The following is a 19303-nucleotide window of genomic DNA, read 5'->3' on the forward strand; positions in this document are numbered from 1 at the left end:
GCGCGGGGGGAGGGCAGGGGGGCACGTTCGACTTCAACGACCCGGTGGTGCAGCAGGTGTTGCAGACGGGGCTGCCGCTGTTCGTGGGGTACGAGGCCACGGACGGCAGCGGGACGCCGGAGGGCGTGGAGCGGGGCGTGCGGCGCATCACGTTGCGTTCGACGGAGACGCCGAACCAGAACCCGGTGATGCAGGACGTGCTGTGGAACGGCGCGCCGCTGTCCGGGCCGCTGCCGCTGGACGCGGAGGTGACGTTCACGCCGGTGCTGGGCGAGGGCAGCGAGGAGACCTACGCCACGGCGGACGGGACGAGGACGGAGCAGGTCTTCTTCAGCTGGTTCGCGACGGGCGAGGGTGAGGTGGGCTCGTTCCGTTCGCTGGAGCCGGTGGACGGCAAGCCCGGCGACCCGACGACGACGTACACGACAGCCAAGACGCCCGAGCGCATCACGGTCTGGGTGGTGGCCCGAGACGGCCGCGGCGGCACGGGCTGGACGACGCGCACGGTGGACGTGGGACCCTGAGAGCCCGGGCCTTCATGGGGGCATTGTGGGGCGCCCTGTGTCTGGGCGGGTGTGCTTCTCCGCCACCCCCGGGGGTCGTGCGCTTCGACTCCACACACATGCCTGCCCGGCTGGATGGCCCGATGCCGGGGACGCCGCTGTTCAGCACCGCGTGGGACGCCCTCCTCGCGGCCTGTCCCCTCATCCTCTCCCAACGCAACGCCACGGCGGGGAATGCGGGCGCTGCGAACTTCGACGTGCGTTGGCGCATGTCGAAGGAGTACTGCGCCTGGCTGTATTACGTCCCGGATGACCGGTATGCGCTGAGCACACTGGTGGAGAGCTCAGATGCCGCCCGGAACCAGTTCGAGCAGGGATGCAGGGCCCCCGCGTTCGTCCAGGACCCGCGCTATCCACCCGACAGCCTCAAGTACCTCTACTTCCTTCACAACCATCCCGCGACGCCCACCAACCTCTCGGAGCGGGACCTCGCCGCGCTGGCGAAGATGGCGCGAATCCACGGGGGATACGTCGAGACGAAGGCAGGGCGGCTTCCCATTGGAATCGTCGCCTTCTTCTCCGACGGTTCTTCTGGGAGCCCCACGGGATGCGACGGGTTCTACGAGTACACCTACGGGAGCGCGGAAGTGGTTCGCTGGACGCCTGATGGCGAAGGCCGTTGGCGCAGAACGCGAGCAGGTACTGTCACCTGGGACAGTGAGACGGAGTTCCGGTTCGTCCCGACACGCTAGGCAGGAGCACCGCGGATGCCACGACTGACGAGCGCGATGCGTTGCGGAGGGCCGGGCCTGGTGGGCGGGGTGCTGCTCCTGGCGGGTTGTCTGCGAGGACAGGGAGCCCGGCCCGCTGACTGGGAGGGAGACCGGAGCATCGCGTTTCCGCCGTTCTACGCGCAGTCAGCGGTGCAGGTCGGGGGCACTGAGCAGGCGTATGTGCTGGACGGCAACCTGCTCAGGGCTGTCCAGGTCGCCACGGAGGACTTCTTCCCGAAGCAGTCCAAGGACACGCCCTGCTGGGGAAGGCCGGAGGCGTATCGCTACCGGGTCATCCGGCAGGGCACCGTCTTCTTCATCCTGATCCACGAGGCTCCGGATGCCTGTGGCAACACCTTCATCGGTGTGGACACGGGAGCGCGTTACGCGGTCAGCCTCGACGGCCGCATCCTGCGGCGCAGCGTGGGGGCGGAGCCGGAGACCCCACCTGCGCCTCAGGACATGGATGCAGGAGTCCTGGATGGGATTGGATTGGACGGTGGTGCCCCGTAGCGGGCCCTGCCCTCTCACGGGATGTTCGTCGGGTCGCTGTCGAAGAGCGCGTCGAACAGCGTGGTCTTGGGGGGCTCGGTCCACTCGACGACGACTGGAACGGGGGTCGCGGCCACTTCGCGGGGCAGCTCGTTGACGTGGAAGCGGGACTCCAGCTCCCGGGCGACGATGCGCGCCGTTTCTTCCATGGGGCCGGGCGGGGGCGTCAGGTGCAGCTGTGCCGCACGGCGCTTGCGCCCCTCGTATTCGAACGTGATGCCGTACACGGTGAAGACCGGGGCCAGGATGCTCATGCAACCCACGACGGCCCAGGGAATGGGCGGCATGGGAACGCCCATCGCGGGATAGACGATGCAGCGGAAGGACGCCTGGGACGTCGTGGTGCCGTCTCCCATGGAACAGCCTGGGAGCAGGACTTTGAGGTGCTGGCGGAATCCGTCCCACTGCTCAACTTGTCGAAGCGCTTCATTCCAGCGTTTGGTGCGTCGCTGGAACTCAGGGTTGCCTTCCTCGAGCGCCTCCGCCATCGAGGCAGCCCAGTAATGCCGCGCGATGGCTAGCAGGTCATCCGTGCTTGGGAGCATGGCGCGAAAACTCCGGCGTCAGAGGATGAAATCACCGAATTCCACAGGTGTGGTCTTGGCATCGCATCGGGTCCTGAAGCGGGCTCCAGCAAGCGATGCCTCGAAGCTTGTTCGCAGCGTCACTTTGAGCGACTCACACAGCATTCCAAGCGGTGACTCCAGCGTGGCGGCGCCAAAGACCCTCTGCGTCGCTTCATTGATGCGATCCGCAGCGATGCGTTGAGCGAGCGCCGTGGAAATGGGTCCTTCGCGGGTCCTCAACGGCGTGTCGACTCCAAACTTGCACAGGATGGACTCGCCGGTGTTGTCTCGGGAGATGTGGATGCAGGCGGCCCGCCAGCCACCGGCCCTACCCGAAGCCGCTTCGACGATGGTCACGAAGCGGATCTGCCGGGGCAGAATGCGCCCCGTGACGAAGGTGCGGTCCGTGGGACCGACACACGCCACGCACAGGGACAGCACGGCCGCGACTGGAAGCCACCGTCGCCGTGCTGCCTGTGCCGCCATGCTTCACCCCGTCAGCCACGAGGACGCGCGGCCCAGGCCCTCCGCCACGGAGGTGAACGCGTCCGCCGTGCGCACGCGCTCCTCCCCGAAGCGCTTCACGTACAGCTCCCGCACCGCCGGAATCTGGGACGAACCGCCCGTCAGGAAGACCGCGTCAATCTCCCTGGCCTCCGGGTGCTTCGCCAACAGCCCTTCCGTGCACTGCGACAGTTCATCCAACAACGTCCGGCTCGCCGCCTCGAACTCCGCACGCGTCATCGGCTCGTGCAGGTGGATGCGCGCGTCCTCGAAGTCGATGGTCGCCACGTCCTCGCTCGACAGCTTCACCTTCGTCGCTTCAATCGCCCGGAACAGCCGGTAGCCCAGGTTGTCCATCACCAGGTCGTAGAGCGCCTGGATCTCCGCCGGGCGGTCGCTCGTGTCGAGCATCACCTCCAGCAGCTCCTGCGTGGACTTCTCCCGGATGAAGGACATCTCGTGCCAGTTGAGCAGCTTCGCCAGCACGTGCTGCGGAATGGGCAGCCGCTTGTGGCTGAAGCCCTTCACCTTGTACGTGGACCCCGCTCCGAACTTCGGCAGCAGCTTGTGCCGCATGATCTCCGCGTCGAAGCGGTCACCACCGATGCGCACACCCGTGGAGCCCACCACGTCCGGCTTGCGGTCCAGGTTCCCCCGCCGCGACGGCCCCAGCCGCATCAGCGTCAGGTCCGTCGTGCCGGCGCCGAAGTCCGCCACCAGCACCAGCTCGTCCTTCTCCAGCCGCGCCTCGTACGCGAGCGCCGCCGCGATGGGCTCGATGAGGAACTGCACGTGCGTGAAGCCCGCGATCTCCGCCGCCTTGCGCAGCCTTTTTTCCGCCAGCGCGTCCGCCTCCGGGTCCGGCGTGAAGACCGCGGGCCGGCCCAGCACCACCGCGTCCGGGGCCTCGCCCAGGTGCGCCCCGGCGGACTCGCGCACGCGGCGCAGCAGGATGGCCACCAGGTCCTCGATGGTGTACGTGCGCCCCTTCACCTGCGTCGCCCGGAAGGACGAGCTGTGCAGGAAGGACTTCACGGACTGGATGAACCGGCCGTTGTTGTCCTCCAGGTAGCGCTGGATGGCGTCCGCGCCCGTGAAGACCTCCCGCTCCTCCTCCGCGAAGAAGAGCACGGAGCGGAACAGCCGGGGCTCCGGGGTGTGGGGCTGCAGCGGCAACACGGTGCCGTCCGGCAGGGCCAGGGCGGTGTTGCTGGTTCCGAAGTCGAGTCCGCAGGCGCGCATGGGGGGGCGCCCCTTATCGCCATTCTTCCGGACGCGGTAGCCCCAAAGTGAGCCCCCGCCGCAGGGCGTGCGGCCGGGCATGCGCTCGGCGTGGGATGGCTTGGCGCTCCACGGGCCACCGCCATCTTTGCCCTGTCATCCCTTTGACAGGAGAACCCCATGAAATCGCGCGCAGCATGGCTGGGAGCCGGAGCCATCGCACTGGTAGTGAGCACCACCGCCTGCCAGGACCAGGACCGTTCCCGCCAGGACACCGCGGAGAACAACACCCCGGGACAGCAGGTGGAGCAGGCCCAGCTCCAGTCGGAGAAGGCCTTCGACGACGCACGTGACGCGCAGAAGGAGGCCTCCAGCCAGCAGCGCGAGGCCGCCCGCGCCCAGGAGGACGTGCAGCGCAAGCAGCAGGAACTCCAGGAGGCCCAGGCCAAGGCCCAGAAGGAGGCCCAGGAGGCCCAGTCCAGCCAGCAGCAGGCGCAGGCGCGCACCCAGCAGGCCCAGTCCGTGGCCCAGCAGGCCCAGGCCAGCGCCCTGGCCGCCCAGCGCCAGGCGCAGCAGAACTTCGCCACCCAGCAGCAGCAGGCCTCCAATGAGACCGCCTCCGCGAACCAGCGCATCGCGGACCAGAGCGCCCAGCAGCACCAGGCCGCGAACCAGAACGCCGCCACGCAGCAGGACGCCATCGCCCAGAACTCGCAGGCCCTCGACACCCTGGAGATACCCCCCGCGGGACAGCAGATCTCCGGCGACGTGCTCAGCGCGAGCGCCCAGGAGGTGCTGGTGAGCCAGCGCGGAGAGCCGCAGCTGCGCCTGAAGGTGGGCCCCACCACGCAGGTGAAGGTGGATGGCCGGTTCGCGAGCGCCGCGGACATCCAGGAGGGCGCGCAGATCCGCGCCTCCTACACCGTGGGCTCGCGCAGCGGCGAGCTGGAGGCCCTGCGCATCGACGCCACGTCCCGCGCGCAGCCGGCCGCGCCCGCCCCCGTGGAGAGCGGCGAGTCCTCGCCCGGTGTGCCCCGGTAACCGCCGACTCCAGACATGCCACGGCCCCGTGCCTTCGCGCTTCCCAACGCGAGGGTCCGGGGCCGTGCCGTGTCGCAGACTTGAGGAAACTTCCGCGCGCTTACGCGGCCAGCTCGGCCTGGTCCAGACCGGCCTCGGCCATCAGGTTCGCCAGCTCCGCCTTCAGCTTGTCCTTGGCGCGGATCTCCAGCTGGCGGGCGCGCTCGCGGGAGAAGCCGAAGTGCTCGCCCAGCTCGCTCAGGGTCATCTCCGAGTCGCTCATCACGCGCTGCTCGATGATGAAGCGCTCGCGCGGATCCAGGCGCATCAGCGCGCGCTGCACCAGGTTGCGGGTGAGGCCCGCCTGCTGCCGGTCCGCGACCTCGTCCGCGTGCGAGGCGGAGTCGGACTCCACGAAGTCCAGGTGCGTGGCGTCGCCGTCCTCGCCCACCGGCGCGTCCAGGGACAGGTCCCGGCCGCCCATGCGCTGCTCCATCTCACGCACTTCCGCGGGCTTCACGTTCAGCTTCTTGGCGATCTCGTCCGCGTTGACGATGTGGCCCTCGCCGGCGCCCAGCTTCTCCAGCTCGCGGCGCGTGCGGGCCAGGCTGAAGAACAGCCGGCGCTGCGCCTGCGTGGTGCCCAGCTTCACCAGGCTCCAGTTGCGGAGCACGTAGTTCTGGATGTACGCGCGGATCCACCACACCGCGTAGGAGATGAGGCGGATGCCCTTCTCCGGGTCGAACTTCTGCACCGCCTTCATCAGGCCGATGTTCGCCTCCTGGATGAGGTCGGACATCTTCAGGCCGTAGGAGCGGTACTCGTACGCCACCTTCACCACGAAGCGCAGGTTGCTCGTCACCAGGCGGTGGCCCGCGGACAGGTCGCCCGCGCGGAAGGCGCGCGACAGCGACTGCTCGTCCTGCGGGTTCAGCAGCGGGTACTGGTTGATCTCCGAGAGGTACGTGGAGAGCGAGTCGGCGGAAGAGAAGGAGTTGGAAGCCTGCATGGGGGTCTCTCTCGGGGAAGAGGGCGGGTTGTGTGACCGCCGTTTGCTGCGACGGGGAGACCTTTAGCAACGCACGGGCCAATGCCAGCCGACAGGCAACCTCAATGATTCCAGGATGTTGCGCGAAACAGCTTCAATGCTTAGGGCGGAACCCGGCACTTTTTACAGCGCGGGGTTCCGACACTTCTTCCGGGTGCCCCGAAGGGAGGGTTGCCTGCCCTCCGACCCGGGCACAGGGCGGATCACATCCAGCAGGGATGTGGGCACGCCCCGGCCCCCACACCAGGGGACCAGGGCGGCGGATGTCCGGAAGGTGGCGGCGTCAGGGCACGGCAGGCCCGGACTCGTAGCCGATGTCCACGTTGTTGATGTTGGCCTGGCACGGAGCGCTCCCGGCGGTCAGGTCCGCCTTCCAGCAGAGCTGATGGCCGCGAGTGCCGGACACGTCGAGCACGGCGTCCCGGTTCCAGTCGAACGTCACCGGATGCCAGGTGGGCGAGGGGTTGGTGACGCACGTGCCCGCGCTGCACACGCGGCAGTCGGTGGCCACCGAGTAGTTGATGGCGACCGGAGAGGCGCAGCTGGGGTCCTGGGCGTCGTCCTTGTGGATGTACACCTGTTGGATGGCGCAGCTGGGGGCCGCGGGGCTCAGCACGGTGGAGCGCACGCGGCCGGGCGTGGGTGCCCAGTTGCGCAGCATGAAGACGACGTCGTTGAAGTCCCGGTCGCCTCCACCCGGGAGGTCCTCGAAGGCCAGGAGCCACCGGTCGGACGCGGGGCCCACGTTGCCCAGCATCGCGTGGGGCATGACGAGGTTGCCCGGCAAGGCGGCGGTGGTGGCGGCCATGGGCAGGGTCGTGTTGCCGTAGGGCAGCGTTCCCATGCGGGTCCGGGTCGAGGAATCCAACCACCCGCACAGCTTCTGGGAGGTGCCGGCCAGGGTGCAGGCGCGCGGGGACGAGTTCGGGTTGGCGTGGTTGCAGGCCTCGTCGTAATCACAACCCATGTTCCGGGACATGGCGGAGGGCAGGCCCATGAAGTCCTGATCCAGGTTCCACTTCGCCTTGGAGAAGAACACGTTGAGGGGCGTCCTCAGGTGCAGCGTGCACTTGAGGTCAGCATCCCTGCGCAGGCAGGGGTAGACGGTGCCGTTGTCCGTGTTGTGGCTCGAGTCGAAGGCGGAGACGAGGAAGAAGACCACCTCCTGTCCGCCCGGGATGACGCCCAGGTCCACCGTGCGGTCATAGGTCGTGATGCCGGGATCCGGGTTGGAGGCCCGCGGACGGCCGTGGCTGTCATAGGCGGAGACGTCGTAGTCGGGGACGCCGTCGTTCAGGTTCGTCGCGTCTGTGACGGTGCCCAGCCCCTGGAAGGTGACCGTGTCGGAGTCGTCGTCCGTCAGCAGGAAGGCCAGGTGGCCGATGCCCATGTGGTTGTTGGACGCGTGCGCGGGCTCCAGCAGGTTGGGGATGCGCGTGAAGAGCCCGTTGTCCGAATAGCCGGTGCCGGCCGCTCCCGGCGGGCTGCTCCCGACGACGTCGACAGTGATGTTGTAGGAGGAGGAGGTGCGGCCGGGACGGGCATCCGTCAGGTCCGAGTGGGTGATGAAGGCCGAAGCGCAGCTCGAATTGAGCGCCAGGTCCGGCTGGCGGTAGGTGAAGCCACCGGACGTGAAGGTCCGGGAACAGCGGGGGCTCACGCCGATGTACGGGCGGGCCTGGGCTCCGGAGGGCGGGGCCAGGTTGTAGAGGTCCTCGTGCAGGTCCGCGACGCCGTTGCCATTGGCGTCCACCAGGTCGCCCTGCGCGTTGACGTAGCCGCGTGCCCACAGGTCGCTCATGTACAGGTAGCCCAGCGCGTGGCTCGCGCCGGCGCTTTCGTACACGAAGCTGATGGTGACGTTCTGGTCCGACGGGAACACGATGGAGTCCACCGACGTGGGCGTCCAGAACGGGTTCGCCGACCGCAGCGTCTTCTGCGGGGTGAGCGTCACCTGCTGGAGCTCGTCGAACCCCGCGGCGGTGAACGCGGACTGCACGTCCTCGAACAGGTCCCCGGGGCCGCAGGTGTCGGCCGCATGGGCCGGACGTGGCGAGGGAATGACACACAACGCGCTCCCGGCCACGAGGGCCAGGAGACGGGAGGGATTCAGGGACAAGGACAGACTCCTCGGGATGAAGATGGCTCCCAGGGTCTATCAGAAATAACAAGGAAGTCTGTTCTGTCCGGCTGTGTCAGGCTTCACCCATGAAGACGCCCCGTCTCCCCCTGCTCCTGGCGCTGTCCCTGGTGTTTCCGCTCGCGGCCTGTTCGACGGCGCGGGCGACATCGTTCTCGCTGCCCATGGAGCGGGCCACGGAGTGCCGGCGGCTGTGCGAGCAGATCGACATGCGGATGAGCGCGGTGGTCATCATCATGAACTCCGCCGGCTGCGTCTGTGAGCCGAAGCCGGCGGAGGGAACGCACGCGGCGCTGACCGGTGCCGCCGCGGCGTCGGGCGGTGCCATCATCCGCGCCGCCGCGGATGCGGCGCAGCACGCGAACAACAACACCGCCACGACGCACAACCGCTAGCCGTCAGGGCGTGACGGGCACGGAGGTGTAGCCCACGTCCACGAAGTGGAGGGTGGGCTGGCAGGAGGGGTCCGTCCCCTGCGTCAGCTCGGCCTTCCAGCAGAGCTGCTGGCCCGGCGTGCTGGAGACGTCCACGGTGGCCCTGCCCGAGCCCGGAGGCAGCGACAGGGGGTGCCAGGTGGGCGTGGGGTTGGGGACGCACGTGCCCGCGCTGCACACGTTGCAGTCCGTGGCCAGCGCATAGGTGATGTAGGCGGCCGCGCCGGTGCAGATCCCGTACACGTTGTCGAACTTGTTGAAGGACACCTGGGCAATCTTGCAGCTCGCGTCGTCCGGGCTGAGCACGCGCGAGCGCACGCGGCCCTCGGTCACGGCGCGCAGCAGGAAGACGACGTCGTTGAAGTCCCGGTCGCCTCCGCCCGGCATGTCCTCGAAGCCCATCAGCCACTGGCCCGTGGTCGTGAGGACCGAGTTCAGCAGGAGGTGCGGCATGTTGCCCTGGCCCTGCGCGAAGACTCCGGCGGCGGTCCTGGGCAGGACGATGTTGCCGTAGGGCGGCATCCGCAGGCGGTCGAGGGTCTCCGAGTCCAGCCACCCGCACAGCCGCTGCGAGGAATTGGCCACGGTGCAGGCATAGGGGGAGGACTGGGGCGCGTCCGCGTTGCACTGCTCGGTATAGGCGCAGCCCAGGTTGCGCTGCGCCACGGGCATCTGGCCCACGGGGTCCTGGTCCAGGTTCCATTTCGACTTGGAGAAGAACACGTTGATGGGCGACTTCAGGTGCAGGAGGCACTGGCCGGTGGGCGCCTTGCGCAGGCACGGGTAGACCGTCTTCTGGTCCAGGTCGTGGATCGCCTGGTACTGGGTCACCAGGAAGAAGACGAGCTCCTTGCCCGCCGGAATGGTGCCCAGGTCCACGGTGCGGTCGTTGGGGGTGATGCCCGGATCCGGATTGACGGGGCGCAGGATGCCGTGGGCGTCGTAGCGGGAGACGTCGTAGTCCGGGATGCCTTCCGCGAGGTTGCCGATGTCCGCGACGACGCCCAGCTGGTTGAAGGTCGTCTGGTCGGAGTCGTCGTCCGTCAGCAGGAACACCAGGTGCCCCAGGCCCAGCTGGTTGTTCAGCGCGTGGGCGGGCTCCAGCAGGTTGGGGATGCGCGGATAGAGGCCCAGGTCCGACCACGCGTTGGCGTTGGGCGCGGTGCTTTCCGTGGGGGTGGCGCCGACGACGTCCACCGGCAGGAGCGGGTGCGTGCCGGGCCGGGCATCCGGAAGGGATTGCCGGACGAAGGCGCCGCTGCAGGTGGCGTTGAGCGCCAGGTCGGGCATGCTGAGGCTGACGCCCTGCGAGATGAAGCTGCGGGCGGGCAGACAGCGGCGGTTCGTGCCGATGTACGGGCGGGCCTGGGGGCCCGAGGTGGGGGCCAGGTTGTAGAGGTCCTCGTGCAGGTCCGCGATGCCGTTGCCATTGGCATCCACCAGCGTGTCATCCGACGAGTCCTCCGGCGTGCCCTGGGTGTTCACGTAGCCGCGCGCGACGAGGTCGTCGTAGTACACGTAGCCGAGCGAATGGCTGGCGCCCGCGGACTCGTGGACGAAGGTGAGCGCCAGGTGTTGATCGTTGAGGAACATGATGCGCTCGCTGGACAGCTGCCCCAGGTAGGGGGGCAGGCTAATCGGGCCCCCGGGCGTGAGCGTCACGTTCGTGAGCTCGTCGAAGCCCGACGCCGTGAAGTCCGGCTGGTGGTCGATGTCCAGCGACTGCGTGAAGTCGAAGTCGAACAGCGCCTGCGTGGACAGCCCGTACCCGTTGGTCACGGTGCCCAGCACCTGGGGCGGGCCGTTCGCCAGACACTGAGGCGCGGTCCACTCCAGGGTGCTGGAGCTGGCGTCCGATACCGGCGTGCCGGACGTGCCCGTGGTGGCGCTCCAGGAGAAGGTGAGCGGACTGCCCTGCGGGTCCGTGGCCTGGAGCTGGAGCTGGGACAGGTCGCCCGGGTGGACGGCGGCCGTGGACTGCGTGGCGCTGGTGAGCTGCGGCGGCAGGTAGACCGCCCTGGGCGTGAACTCCGCGTGGGCCGGACGCGGCGAGGCAATGACACACACGGCGCTCCCGGCCACCAGGGCCAGGAGCGGGAATCGATTCAGGTGCAAGGACAGACCCCCTCGGGATGAAGACAGCCCCGAGGGTTTACCAGAACCGACTGACGGGATGCGTGTACCGGGGTGCGTCAGGGATTGAGTGGTGCGTACTCGTAGCCCACGTCCACGCGGGTGATGCTGCTGGTGCAGAAGCCGTTCGCGGGAGCGAGGACCGCCTTCCAGCAGGGCTGGGTGCCCGGGGTGCTGGAGACGTCGATGATGGCCTCGTCGTAGCCGTAGCGCAGCGTGAGCGGGTGCCAGGTGGGCGTGGGATTGGGCAGACAGGCTCCGCCCCAGCACACGCGGCAGTCGGTGGCCACCGCGTACTGGATGGGCGCGGTGTCGCATCCCGGGAAGAAGCCGTCGTCCTTGCGCAGGCGCATCCGGGACACGGTGCAGCCCGTCTCCTCGGGGCTGGAGGGCCGGGCGGCCAGCGACGGGGAGCGCACGACCCCCGTGGAGACCGGGCTCACCAGCTGGAGGACGACGTCGTTGTAGTCCCGGTCACCGCCGCCGTTGAGGTCCTCGAAGGCGAGGATCCACCGGCCCGGCGTGACGAGGGAGGGGTGGGACAGGACGTGCGGCATGGGGGCCCCTGGCTCGGTGGTGACTTCGACGAGCCCGAGTGGGAAGTGGTTGTTGCCGTAGTCAGGCTCCAGCAGGCGCTCCAGGGCCTCGTCGGGGAGCCAGCCACACCGTCTCACTCCATGGCTCGGCAGGTAGCACCCATGGGGCTGTCCCGCGGGGGGATGGCACGCCTCGCTGTACGCACAGCCGGTGGCGCGGGCCGTCACCTGACGCTGACCCTCGGGGTCCTGATCCAGGTTCCACTTCGACTTGGAGAAGAACACGGAGACAGGGGACTTCAGGTGCAAGGTGCACTGGCCGTTGAGGGCCTTGCGCAGACACGGATGGACCAGGCTGTTCTCCGGGTCGTGGACCGCCTCGATGTTGACGACCAGGAAGAAGACCAGCTCCCGGCCGCCCTGGATGAGCCCCAGGTCCACCCGCCGGTCCGCCAGCGTGACGCCTGGATCCGGGTTGGTGCTCCGCCGCAGGCCCCGCGCGTCATAGGCGGAGACGTCGTAGTCGGGGATGCCGTCAGGGCCGTAGGTGTCCGCGTCCGGGACGGCGCCCAGGTTCCGGTGGGTGGTCCGCTCCCAGTCGTCGTCGGTCAAAAGGAACACGAGCTGTCCCAGCCCCTTGTCTCCGTTCGCGGGCGCGGCCGGCTCCAGCAGGTTGGGGATGCGCGCGAAGAGCCCGCCGTCGGAGAAGCCGGGGTTGGAGGTCGAGAGGGTCGGGGGGGCGTCACGCCCGATGACGTCCGTGCTCACCGGGAAATGATTTCCAGGGCGGGCATCCGGCAGGTCCGCCACCGAGGTAAAGGCGTTCGCGCAGTTCGCGTCGAGCGCCAGCTCGGGCTGGTTGAAGAGGAAGCCCCTGGAAGTGAAAGACCGGGTGCAGCGCCGGGCCGCCCCGATGTACGGACGCGCCTGGGGCCCCGTGGTGGGGGCCAGGTTGTAGAGGTCCTCGTGCAGGTCCGCGACGCCGTTGCCATTGGCATCCACCAGGTCCCCGGCGGCGTTCACGTAGCCCTTGCGCTGGAGGTCGTCGACGTAGAGGTAGCCCACGGCATGGCTGGCGATGGAGTCCTTCTGCACGAACATCACGCTCAGCTGCTGGTCCTCCGGGAACACGATGGACTCCGAGGGCGGGCGCGCCGGGTCGGGCACGGTGATGCGTCCGTCCACGAGCGTCACGCTGTCGAACTGCTCGAAGCCCTCCGCGGTGAACGCGGGCTGGCGGTTCTTTCCCAGGTCCTGCAGGACGCGGAGGTCGAACGCCGCCGTCGAGGACAGGCCCAGGCCGTTGGTCACCGTGGCGCGCACGGGCGGCGTGCCTGCGGAGGCCAGGCACAGGGGCGCCGTCCAGTTCGCGCGGCTCGTGGTCGCGTTGCCCAGAGGGGTGCTCAGGCTGCCCCCGGTGACGCTCCAGGAGAACGTGAGCGGGCTGCCCTGGGGGTCCTCCGCCTGGAGGCCCAGCCGTGAGACGCCACCCGCCTCCAACTGCTGGGGCGTCTGGGTGAAGGTGGTGATGCGGGGTGGCTCGGCGGCGCTCGCGGGCCGCGAGGATGAAATGACACACAGGAGGCCCCCGGCCACATGGGCCAGGAGCCGGATGGATTTCGGATTCAGGACGTCCCCCTCGTTCAGTGACGCGACGAGGAACGTATCAGCCAGGGCTGTCCTGACCGGAGTGGCCGGGGATTCAGGTCAATGCCTTGCGCAGCCGCTTGGGGATGGCCTCCGCGTGCCAGCGCTGCACCTCGCGGGCGATTTCGGCGGACCGCTCCGCGCGCTCGTCGCGGGCCTGGGGCAGCAGCTTTCGCGCGGCCTTGCGCTGGCCGGGCGGGGCCTCCGCGGCGGCGCGCTCGAAGAGCTCCAGGCGCACGTCCGCGTCGTGCAGCTCGCCCAGGCCGTCCTGGAGCGGCACCAGGACCTCCAGCAGTGCGCCCACGGTGCGGCGGAAGGCGGGCTGGAAGATCTCCAGTTCGTAGCGCAGCTTCTTCAAGTCCTTGCGCAGGGCGTGCGCGGAGGCGGCGTCCGGCGCGTCCGCGTAGCGCACCAGGCGCTTCTCCACGCGGCGCAGGCGCTGGCGCAGGTGGCTGCGCACGCGCTTGCCGGCGAAGCGGCGGGGGTCCTCCAGCGTGTCCACCTTCTTCAGCAGGCGCGGCACGGTGCGGTCCGTCCAGCGCTCCAGCTCCGCGCGCAGCTTCTTCTCCCGGGCCTTCAGGCCGGACAGGTGGGACTGCCGCAGGCCCGCCAGCGCCTTGCTCGCGTCCTTCTTCCCCTTCGCGGCGGTGTCCAGCCACTTGTCCTGGACGTGTAAATCTCTCACGTCCCCCAGCGCGTCCTGGAGGCGCTTCACGTCCGCCTCCAGGCGGGTGAGCTTGCCGGTGGCCTGGAACACCTGGAGCGCGGCGCGCAGGCGGCGGGTGGCCACGCGCATGTCGTGCACGCCGTCCTCGTCCAGCTCACCGTCCAGCTGGGATTCGGGGTGGCGCACGTCCGCGAGCCGGCCGGCGAGGATGCGGCGGGCGGCGTCGCCCAGGGCGGTGTCGGGGCCCAGACCCCGGATGGGAGTGGGAGGGGGCATGGCGGGTCAGTCCTCCTTGAGGGCGTAGTGCTGGACCATGCGCTCGGCGGCTTCCGGGCCATCCCAGCCGAGGATACGCGCGTCCTTGTCCGCGAAGTGCACCACCGCGAGGAAGAAGTGCTCCAGTTCCTCTCGCTCGCGCTTGGACAGGTCCTGATAGGAATTGAGGTCGTCCGAGCGGGTGGCGTTCACCGGGACGAGCAGCAGGCGGTCATTGCGCTCGCGCTCTCCGTTCTTCGCGTCCTTCTTCTTCTGGTCCACCTGGAGCACGCCGAGCGCCCGGCAGGGCAGCACCACCCCTGGCCAGGTGGGCACGTCCCAGTACACCAGCGCGTCCAGCGGGTCTCCGTCCGGGCCCTTCGTGCTGGGGATGAAGCCCCAGTCGAACGGGTAGCGGAAGCCGCGCGTCAGCGGCCGGGACAGCGTGAAGGCCTGGAGCTTCGGGTCATATTTCAGCTTCACCGTCGAACCGCGGGGCGACTCGACGACGACGTGCAACGCATCCTGGACGCCGCGCAGGGGCAGGCGGGTGAAGTCGGTGGCCATGGACCTTCAGGCTGGGGTCGCTCCTCCACCTCCGGCAAGTGCCCCCGTGCCAGGAGTTTCACTCGCCAACCCTGGCGCGGCGTCAGTGCCGGGTCCTCCAGACGAGCAGCGCGAAGCACAGGACCGTGAGGACTCTTCCGTGAAGGGCAGGGTTCCCAAGGCCTGCTTCGTCCTCACGGACGCGACGAACAAGGCGATGGGCAGGATGGGCACCAGGGCCAGGGCGAGGACGCCGAGGAGAAGGAAGCGGCTGATCCAGGGCGGATACCAGGAGAACGCCACTGGCTTGAAGACCACGCCCTGCCGCTCACCGGTGATGAGGCACACCGGCGGCAGGTCGAAGGCGTTCATCTCCTGGATGAGGAGGTAGACGAGATGCATCGCGGGGACTTGTAGTCCACCGCGTGCAACGCATTCCAGCCGCCGTCCCCCGGGAGCCTCAGTGCAGGGGCCGGCCCAGGGGCAGCTCCGGCTGACGGCGCGCCGCCAGCCTCCGCGTGGCGCGGGCCGCGGCCAGTCCTCCCAATGTGTACCAGGCCACCGTGAGCAGCGACGTGGACGGGCGGGCCTGCGACGGCTTGCGGCCCAATCCCAGCTTCGGCGGCAGCACCACCGCGCCCAGGCCGGCGAGCAGGCCCAGCGCGGCGCCGCGCAGGTACGGACGCTTGGGACGCCCCAGGGCCACGAGCGAGAAGAACAGCCCGTTGGACAGCAGGTCGCCCGCCAATGTCTGGCGATGCAGCTGGCGCCCCTTCGCGGGCTCGCCGCCGAAGAAGCGGATGCCCTTCTCCAGGGAGCGCATGCCCAGGACATCCATGCGCGGCGGATGCTTCAGGACGCGCCGGGCGCTCTCGTGCACCAGCGTGAGCGCGGCGGCGCCGACGAGGCCAGGACCCAGGGCGCGGAACACGATGCGGGGCGGAGCGGCAGGTTCGATCATGCCTTCCAAGCTAGGCACCGCGCGCACGGGATTCCCGCCCACGGGCGCCTGCCCGCCTGCCTGACGTGCGGTTGTGCCCGCGCGTCAGGAACTGCAGCTCACCACCAGGTGCCGGCCCCATGTGGGCGGTGAGGCCGCGTAGGCCTCCTGGCCGGGGTGTTCGTCGAAGGGCGAGGACACCAGCGCGAGCACGCGGTCCACCTCCGCGAAGTCCCCTTCCTGCGCCCGGGCGATGGCCTGCTGCGCCACCCAGTTGCGCAGGACGTACTTCGGGTTCACTCGGTCCAGGCTCGCGTGGCGTTCGGCGTCCACGCTGCCTTCCGCCTTCAGCCTCGCCCGGTAGCGCTCGGCCCACCCGTCGAAGCCCTCCGGCGGCAGGAAGTGGTCGCGAAGCGCGTCGTTGCGAGCGCCGGGGCTGGAGTCGAACCGGTTCAGCGCGCGGAAGAAGCGCGTGTAGTCCACGTGCGAGCCGGCCATCAGCGCGAACAGGTCCTCCAGCAGCGAGCGGTCCTCGTCGCGGGCCTCCTTCAGGCCCAGCTTCTCGCGCATGCGCGTCAGGAAGTGCCGCGCGAACGCGGGCTGGAAGAGGGTCAGCGTGGCGCGCGCCTCGTCCTCGGTGATGAGCGTGAGCAGCGCCTCTCCCAGGCAGGCCAGGTTCCACAGCGCCACGCGCGGCTGCTGGTCGAACGCGTAGCGGCCCTGGTGGTCGGAGTGGTTGCAGACGAAGCCAGGGTCGAAATCGTCCAGGAACCCATAGGGCCCGTAGTCCAGCGTGAGCCCCAGGATGGACATGTTGTCGGTGTTCATCACGCCGTGCGCGAAGCCCACCGCCTGCCAGCGCGCCACGAGCTCCGCGGTGCGCTCCACCACCTCCGCGAAGAAGCGCGCGTGGCGGCCCTCCTGGCCCGCGAGGTGCGGGAAGTGCGCGGCGATGACGTGGTCCGCGAGCGTGGCCACGTGGCCGGGCTGCTCGGTGTGGTGGAAGTACTCGAAGGTGCCGAAGCGCACGTGCGACGGGGCCAGGCGCACCAGCATGGCGCCGGTCTCCACCTCCTCGCGGTACACCGGCGTGCGGGTGCCCAGGATGCACAGGGCCCGCGTGGTGGGGATGCCCAGCGCGTGCAGGGCCTCTCCGGCCAGGTACTCGCGCACGGTGGAGCGCAGCACCGCGCGCCCGTCACCGCCGCGCGAGAAGGGCGTGGGCCCTCCGCCCTTCAGGTGCAGGTCCCATCTGCCGCCGTCCGGGGCGCGCACCTCGCCGAGGAGCAGCGCGCGGCCGTCTCCCAGGCGCGGCACGTACACGCCGAACTGGTGCCCCGCGTACACCATGGCCAGGGGCTCCATGCCGGGCAGCGGCGTGGCCCCGCCGAACACGCGCGCGAACTCCGGGCGCGTCGCCTCCTCCGCGTCCAATCCCAACAGCCGCAGGGCCGCCGGGTTCACGCTCACCACGTGCGCGTCCGGGAAGGGCGCGGGGGCCACCCGGGCGGCGAACCCGGGGGGCAGGCGGGCGTAGGTGTTGTCGAAGACGAGCTGTTCGAGCGAGGCCATGGATGGAAACAACAGACGTCAGGGGATCTGCATGCCCCGCTGGACGGCGGGACGGCTGCCCACGCGGTGCAGGTACTGGATGATGTTGGGCAGGTTGTTGAAGAGCTCCGGGAAGAAGTCCCGCGAGCCCTTCAGCCACGGGTACGTGGCGATGTCCGCGATGGAGTACGTGGTGGCCAGGTAGTCCCGCGACGACAGCTGCTGCTCCACCACGCCCAGGATGCGCCTGGCCTCCGTCTGGAAGCGGTCGATGGCGTAGGGAATCTTCGTGGAGTTGAAGCGCCCGAAGTGGTTGAGCTGGCCGAGGATGGGACCGATGCCGCTCATCTGGAACATCAGCCACTGCGTCACTTCCGCCTTGCCGCGCGGATCCGCGGGCATCAGCCGGCCCGTCTTCTCCGCCAGGTAGAGCAGGATGGCGCCGGACTCGAAGAGGGCCAGCGGGCCCCCCTGCGCGTCGTGGTCCACGATGGCCGGAATCTTGTTGTTGGGATTGATGGCCAGGAACTCGGGCTTGAACTGTTCTCCCTTGGAGATGTCCACCGCGTGCGTCTTGTACGGGAGGCCCAGCTCCTCCAGGGCGATGGACACCTTGCGGCCGTTGGGGGTCTTGAACGTGTACAGGTCGATCATGCCTTCACTCCCGTGAGCTCTTCGCTCACCTGCCAGAGCCGCTCCGCGAGCGCTTCGTCCCGGGCGGCGGACGACGGCTTCGCCTTGCGGCATTTGATGAAGTATTCGCCGCTGACGCCCGCCACCTCCGGCGACGACGCCAGGTAGATGGACGTCCTCGCGCCCTTCTCCGGGGAGAGCATGAACGGCCCGGCCAGCTTGATGAGGTGCTTGAAGATGCCCTGGCTGTTGTGCCCGAAGCCCGTGGCCACCACGCCGGGGTGCAGCGCGTTCGCCGTCACCTGCGTGCCGGCCAGCCGCTTCGTCAGCCCGCGTGAGAAGAGGATGTTGCTGAGCTTGGCGTTGCCGTAGACGCGGATGCCGTCGTAGCGGCGCCGCTCCGTCTGCGGGTCGTCCAGGAAGTCCGGGTACGCCAGCCGGTGGCCTTCCGAGGACACGTTGATGATGCGCGCCTGTCCGCTCGCCACCAGCAGGTCGCGCAGCAGGTGGGTGAGGAGGAAGTGGGACAGGTGGTTGGTGGCGAACGTGGCCTCGTAGCCGTCCACCGTCACCTGCCGCCGGTCGATGATGAGGCCCGCGTTGTTGATGAGCACGTCCAGCCGCGAGTGGCGGTCGCGGAACGCCTTCGCCAGGTCGCGCACGGACTGGAGCGAGGACAGGTCCGCGAGCAGCGGCTCCACCTGCGCTCCAGGGGCGGCCTCGCGCACCGCGGCGACCGTGGCCGCCGTGCGGGCCTCATCCCTGCCGGACAGCACCAGCGTGGCCCCCCGCCGCGCCAGCGCCTTCGCTGTCTCCTGTCCGATGCCACCGGTGGCCCCGGTGATGAGGCACACCTTGCCGTCGAGACGGTCTTCGGGAAGCCCTGCCGCCATGGACGCGTCCTCCTGGAATCCGGGGACGCGTTCTATACGCTCCCCGCCGTCCCCGCGCAGGAGAACCTGCCCGGGAGGCGGAAGGCGTGTGGCGTCAGCGTCAGGTGGTGGCCTGGCTGATGTCCTCGGCCTGACGGCCCCGGCGGTTGCCGCCCTTGGGGGGCATGGTGACGCCCGCGCGCACGTCACCGTTGAGGTGGCTCTCCAGGAACCAGAGGTCCTCCTCGGTCTCGCCCAGGGTCTGGGTGAGGATGTCCGCGGTGACGGGGTCGTTCGCCTCCTCGGACTTGTCGATGCCGTCGCGGAGGCTGGCGGCGTAGCGGCCCACGCGCTCCACGAGCGCGCGGATGTGGGCCTCACCGTCCACGGCCTGAAGGTCGTATTCAGGCAGCTGGCTGTTGTTGGTGGCCAGGCGGATGGTGCCCTGGGCGTAGCCGCCCAGCGCGCCCGCACGCTCGGCGTACGAATCCGCGTGCTTGCGCGCGTGCTTGGCCACTTCGTCGAAGAGCAGGTGACGGCTGTAGAAGTGCGTGCCCCGGATGTTCCAGTGGGCCTGCTTCACCTGCCAGTGCATGTCGATGGCGTTGGCGAGCAGCGTGTTGAGCATGTCGATGAGCTCTTCGCGCGCGTCCTGGGGAAGGTTCACGTGGCTGGTCGTGTACATGGTCCTGATCCCTCGCTGGTGGGTTGCGCGCGGCAGGCCGTCGGCATGACGTCTCGGCGCTTCCCACAGGGTGGGGA

The 19303-nt window shown here is 69.2% G+C and carries 19 protein-coding genes and 1 pseudogene; 5 read left to right on the plus strand and 15 right to left on the minus strand.

Features of this window, described 5'->3' with window-relative positions; genetic code table 11:
- The 3 genes and pseudogenes from D7V80_RS32010 to D7V80_RS32020 form a co-directional block, all read left to right on the plus strand.
- Positions 1–524 (plus strand): annotated as a pseudogene (locus D7V80_RS32010) (hypothetical protein); the annotation flags it as partial.
- A gap of 98 nt (positions 525–622) precedes the next feature.
- Positions 623–1255, plus strand: a complete 633-nt coding sequence (locus D7V80_RS32015; RefSeq protein WP_147447278.1) for a hypothetical protein — start codon at positions 623–625, stop codon at positions 1253–1255.
- A gap of 15 nt (positions 1256–1270) precedes the next feature.
- Positions 1271–1789 (plus strand): hypothetical protein, encoded by a 519-nt coding sequence (locus tag D7V80_RS32020; protein ID WP_147447279.1) that lies wholly within the window; start codon positions 1271–1273, stop codon positions 1787–1789.
- A gap of 14 nt (positions 1790–1803) precedes the next feature.
- Here the strand turns inward: D7V80_RS32020 and D7V80_RS32025 are convergent, their stop codons facing one another.
- The 3 genes from D7V80_RS32025 to D7V80_RS32035 all read right to left on the minus strand — a co-directional run bounded on the left by D7V80_RS32025 (position 1804) and on the right by D7V80_RS32035 (position 4140).
- A complete protein-coding gene (locus D7V80_RS32025; protein WP_233585880.1) occupies positions 1804–2184 on the minus strand; it encodes a hypothetical protein in 381 nt (126 codons plus the stop codon).
- Positions 2185–2391: 207 nt separating this feature from the next.
- Positions 2392–2751 carry a hypothetical protein gene (locus tag D7V80_RS32030; protein WP_233585881.1) on the minus strand — a complete coding sequence of 120 codons (360 nt, stop codon included), beginning with the start codon at positions 2749–2751 and terminating at the stop codon, positions 2392–2394.
- Positions 2752–2883: 132 nt separating this feature from the next.
- Entirely contained in the window at positions 2884–4140 is a 1257-nt protein-coding gene (locus tag D7V80_RS32035; RefSeq protein ID WP_120591734.1) for an Hsp70 family protein, read from the minus strand.
- A gap of 159 nt (positions 4141–4299) precedes the next feature.
- Here D7V80_RS32035 and D7V80_RS32040 point away from each other — a divergent pair, with 159 nt between their 5' ends.
- Positions 4300–5160 carry a hypothetical protein gene (locus D7V80_RS32040; RefSeq protein WP_120591735.1) on the plus strand — a complete coding sequence of 287 codons (861 nt, stop codon included), beginning with the start codon at positions 4300–4302 and terminating at the stop codon, positions 5158–5160.
- 100 nt (positions 5161–5260) lie between these two features.
- Here the strand turns inward: D7V80_RS32040 and D7V80_RS32045 are convergent, their stop codons facing one another.
- Together D7V80_RS32045 and D7V80_RS32050 are read right to left on the minus strand one after the other, a co-directional pair.
- Entirely contained in the window at positions 5261–6148 is an 888-nt protein-coding gene (locus tag D7V80_RS32045) for an RNA polymerase factor sigma-32 (RefSeq protein WP_120591736.1), read from the minus strand.
- 322 nt (positions 6149–6470) lie between these two features.
- On the minus strand, positions 6471–8306 hold the full coding sequence (locus D7V80_RS32050; protein ID WP_120591737.1) for a DUF4114 domain-containing protein: 1836 nt from the start codon (positions 8304–8306) through the stop codon (positions 6471–6473).
- Between the two features lie 89 nt (positions 8307–8395).
- Here D7V80_RS32050 and D7V80_RS32055 point away from each other — a divergent pair, with 89 nt between their 5' ends.
- Positions 8396–8722 (plus strand): hypothetical protein, encoded by a 327-nt coding sequence (locus D7V80_RS32055; RefSeq protein ID WP_120591738.1) that lies wholly within the window; start codon positions 8396–8398, stop codon positions 8720–8722.
- 3 nt (positions 8723–8725) lie between these two features.
- On the opposite strand, the gene D7V80_RS32060 is transcribed toward D7V80_RS32055, so the two are convergent.
- The 10 genes from D7V80_RS32060 to dps all read right to left on the minus strand — a co-directional run bounded on the left by D7V80_RS32060 (position 8726) and on the right by dps (position 19226).
- Entirely contained in the window at positions 8726–10876 is a 2151-nt protein-coding gene (locus D7V80_RS32060; protein ID WP_120591739.1) for a DUF4114 domain-containing protein, read from the minus strand.
- Between the two features lie 77 nt (positions 10877–10953).
- Positions 10954–13026 carry a DUF4114 domain-containing protein gene (locus D7V80_RS32065; RefSeq protein ID WP_120591740.1) on the minus strand — a complete coding sequence of 691 codons (2073 nt, stop codon included), beginning with the start codon at positions 13024–13026 and terminating at the stop codon, positions 10954–10956.
- A 106-nt stretch (positions 13027–13132) separates the two neighbouring features.
- A complete protein-coding gene (locus D7V80_RS32070; protein ID WP_120591741.1) occupies positions 13133–14020 on the minus strand; it encodes a CHAD domain-containing protein in 888 nt (295 codons plus the stop codon).
- A gap of 6 nt (positions 14021–14026) precedes the next feature.
- On the minus strand, positions 14027–14566 hold the full coding sequence (locus D7V80_RS32075; RefSeq protein WP_120591742.1) for an inorganic diphosphatase: 540 nt from the start codon (positions 14564–14566) through the stop codon (positions 14027–14029).
- Positions 14567–14572: 6 nt separating this feature from the next.
- Entirely contained in the window at positions 14573–14947 is a 375-nt protein-coding gene (locus D7V80_RS32080) for a hypothetical protein (protein WP_120591743.1), read from the minus strand.
- Between the two features lie 58 nt (positions 14948–15005).
- Complete coding sequence (locus tag D7V80_RS32085; protein ID WP_233585882.1) at positions 15006–15506, minus strand: hypothetical protein; 501 nt, start codon at positions 15504–15506, stop codon at positions 15006–15008.
- An 84-nt stretch (positions 15507–15590) separates the two neighbouring features.
- Entirely contained in the window at positions 15591–17057 is a 1467-nt protein-coding gene (locus D7V80_RS32090; protein WP_120591745.1) for a YdiU family protein, read from the minus strand.
- Between the two features lie 18 nt (positions 17058–17075).
- Complete coding sequence (locus D7V80_RS32095; RefSeq protein ID WP_120591746.1) at positions 17076–17690, minus strand: glutathione S-transferase family protein; 615 nt, start codon at positions 17688–17690, stop codon at positions 17076–17078.
- Positions 17687–18562 carry an SDR family oxidoreductase gene (locus tag D7V80_RS32100; RefSeq protein ID WP_120591747.1) on the minus strand — a complete coding sequence of 292 codons (876 nt, stop codon included), beginning with the start codon at positions 18560–18562 and terminating at the stop codon, positions 17687–17689. The genes D7V80_RS32095 and D7V80_RS32100 overlap by 4 nt, the downstream gene beginning before the upstream one ends.
- A 100-nt stretch (positions 18563–18662) precedes the next feature.
- Positions 18663–19226: a DNA starvation/stationary phase protection protein Dps gene (gene dps / locus D7V80_RS32105; protein WP_120591748.1), complete on the minus strand. Its 564-nt coding sequence runs from the start codon at positions 19224–19226 to the stop codon at positions 18663–18665.
- Positions 19227–19303 lie beyond the last annotated feature (77 nt).

It is taken from the genome of Corallococcus sp. CA054B, assembly GCF_003611625.1.
Taxonomy (GTDB): domain Bacteria; phylum Myxococcota; class Myxococcia; order Myxococcales; family Myxococcaceae; genus Corallococcus; species Corallococcus coralloides.

Bases quoted from the DNA above. Each gene is read 5' to 3' on its own strand.
- D7V80_RS32015 (WP_147447278.1), top strand. From the start codon at position 623: ATGCCTGCCCGGCTGGATGGCCCGATGCCGGGGACGCCGCTGTTCAGC.
- D7V80_RS32020 (WP_147447279.1), top strand. From the start codon at position 1,271: ATGCCACGACTGACGAGCGCGATGCGTTGCGGAGGGCCGGGCCTGGTG.
- D7V80_RS32025 (WP_233585880.1), bottom strand. From the start codon at position 2,184: ATGGGAGACGGCACCACGACGTCCCAGGCGTCCTTCCGCTGCATCGTC.
- D7V80_RS32035 (WP_120591734.1), bottom strand. From the start codon at position 4,140: ATGCGCGCCTGCGGACTCGACTTCGGAACCAGCAACACCGCCCTGGCC.
- D7V80_RS32040 (WP_120591735.1), top strand. From the start codon at position 4,300: ATGAAATCGCGCGCAGCATGGCTGGGAGCCGGAGCCATCGCACTGGTA.
- D7V80_RS32045 (WP_120591736.1), bottom strand. From the start codon at position 6,148: ATGCAGGCTTCCAACTCCTTCTCTTCCGCCGACTCGCTCTCCACGTAC.
- D7V80_RS32055 (WP_120591738.1), top strand. From the start codon at position 8,396: ATGAAGACGCCCCGTCTCCCCCTGCTCCTGGCGCTGTCCCTGGTGTTT.
- D7V80_RS32070 (WP_120591741.1), bottom strand. From the start codon at position 14,020: ATGCCCCCTCCCACTCCCATCCGGGGTCTGGGCCCCGACACCGCCCTG.
- D7V80_RS32075 (WP_120591742.1), bottom strand. From the start codon at position 14,566: ATGGCCACCGACTTCACCCGCCTGCCCCTGCGCGGCGTCCAGGATGCG.
- D7V80_RS32080 (WP_120591743.1), bottom strand. From the start codon at position 14,947: ATGCATCTCGTCTACCTCCTCATCCAGGAGATGAACGCCTTCGACCTG.
- D7V80_RS32085 (WP_233585882.1), bottom strand. From the start codon at position 15,506: ATGATCGAACCTGCCGCTCCGCCCCGCATCGTGTTCCGCGCCCTGGGT.
- D7V80_RS32090 (WP_120591745.1), bottom strand. From the start codon at position 17,057: ATGGCCTCGCTCGAACAGCTCGTCTTCGACAACACCTACGCCCGCCTG.
- D7V80_RS32095 (WP_120591746.1), bottom strand. From the start codon at position 17,690: ATGATCGACCTGTACACGTTCAAGACCCCCAACGGCCGCAAGGTGTCC.
- D7V80_RS32100 (WP_120591747.1), bottom strand. From the start codon at position 18,562: ATGGCGGCAGGGCTTCCCGAAGACCGTCTCGACGGCAAGGTGTGCCTC.
- dps (WP_120591748.1), bottom strand. From the start codon at position 19,226: ATGTACACGACCAGCCACGTGAACCTTCCCCAGGACGCGCGCGAAGAG.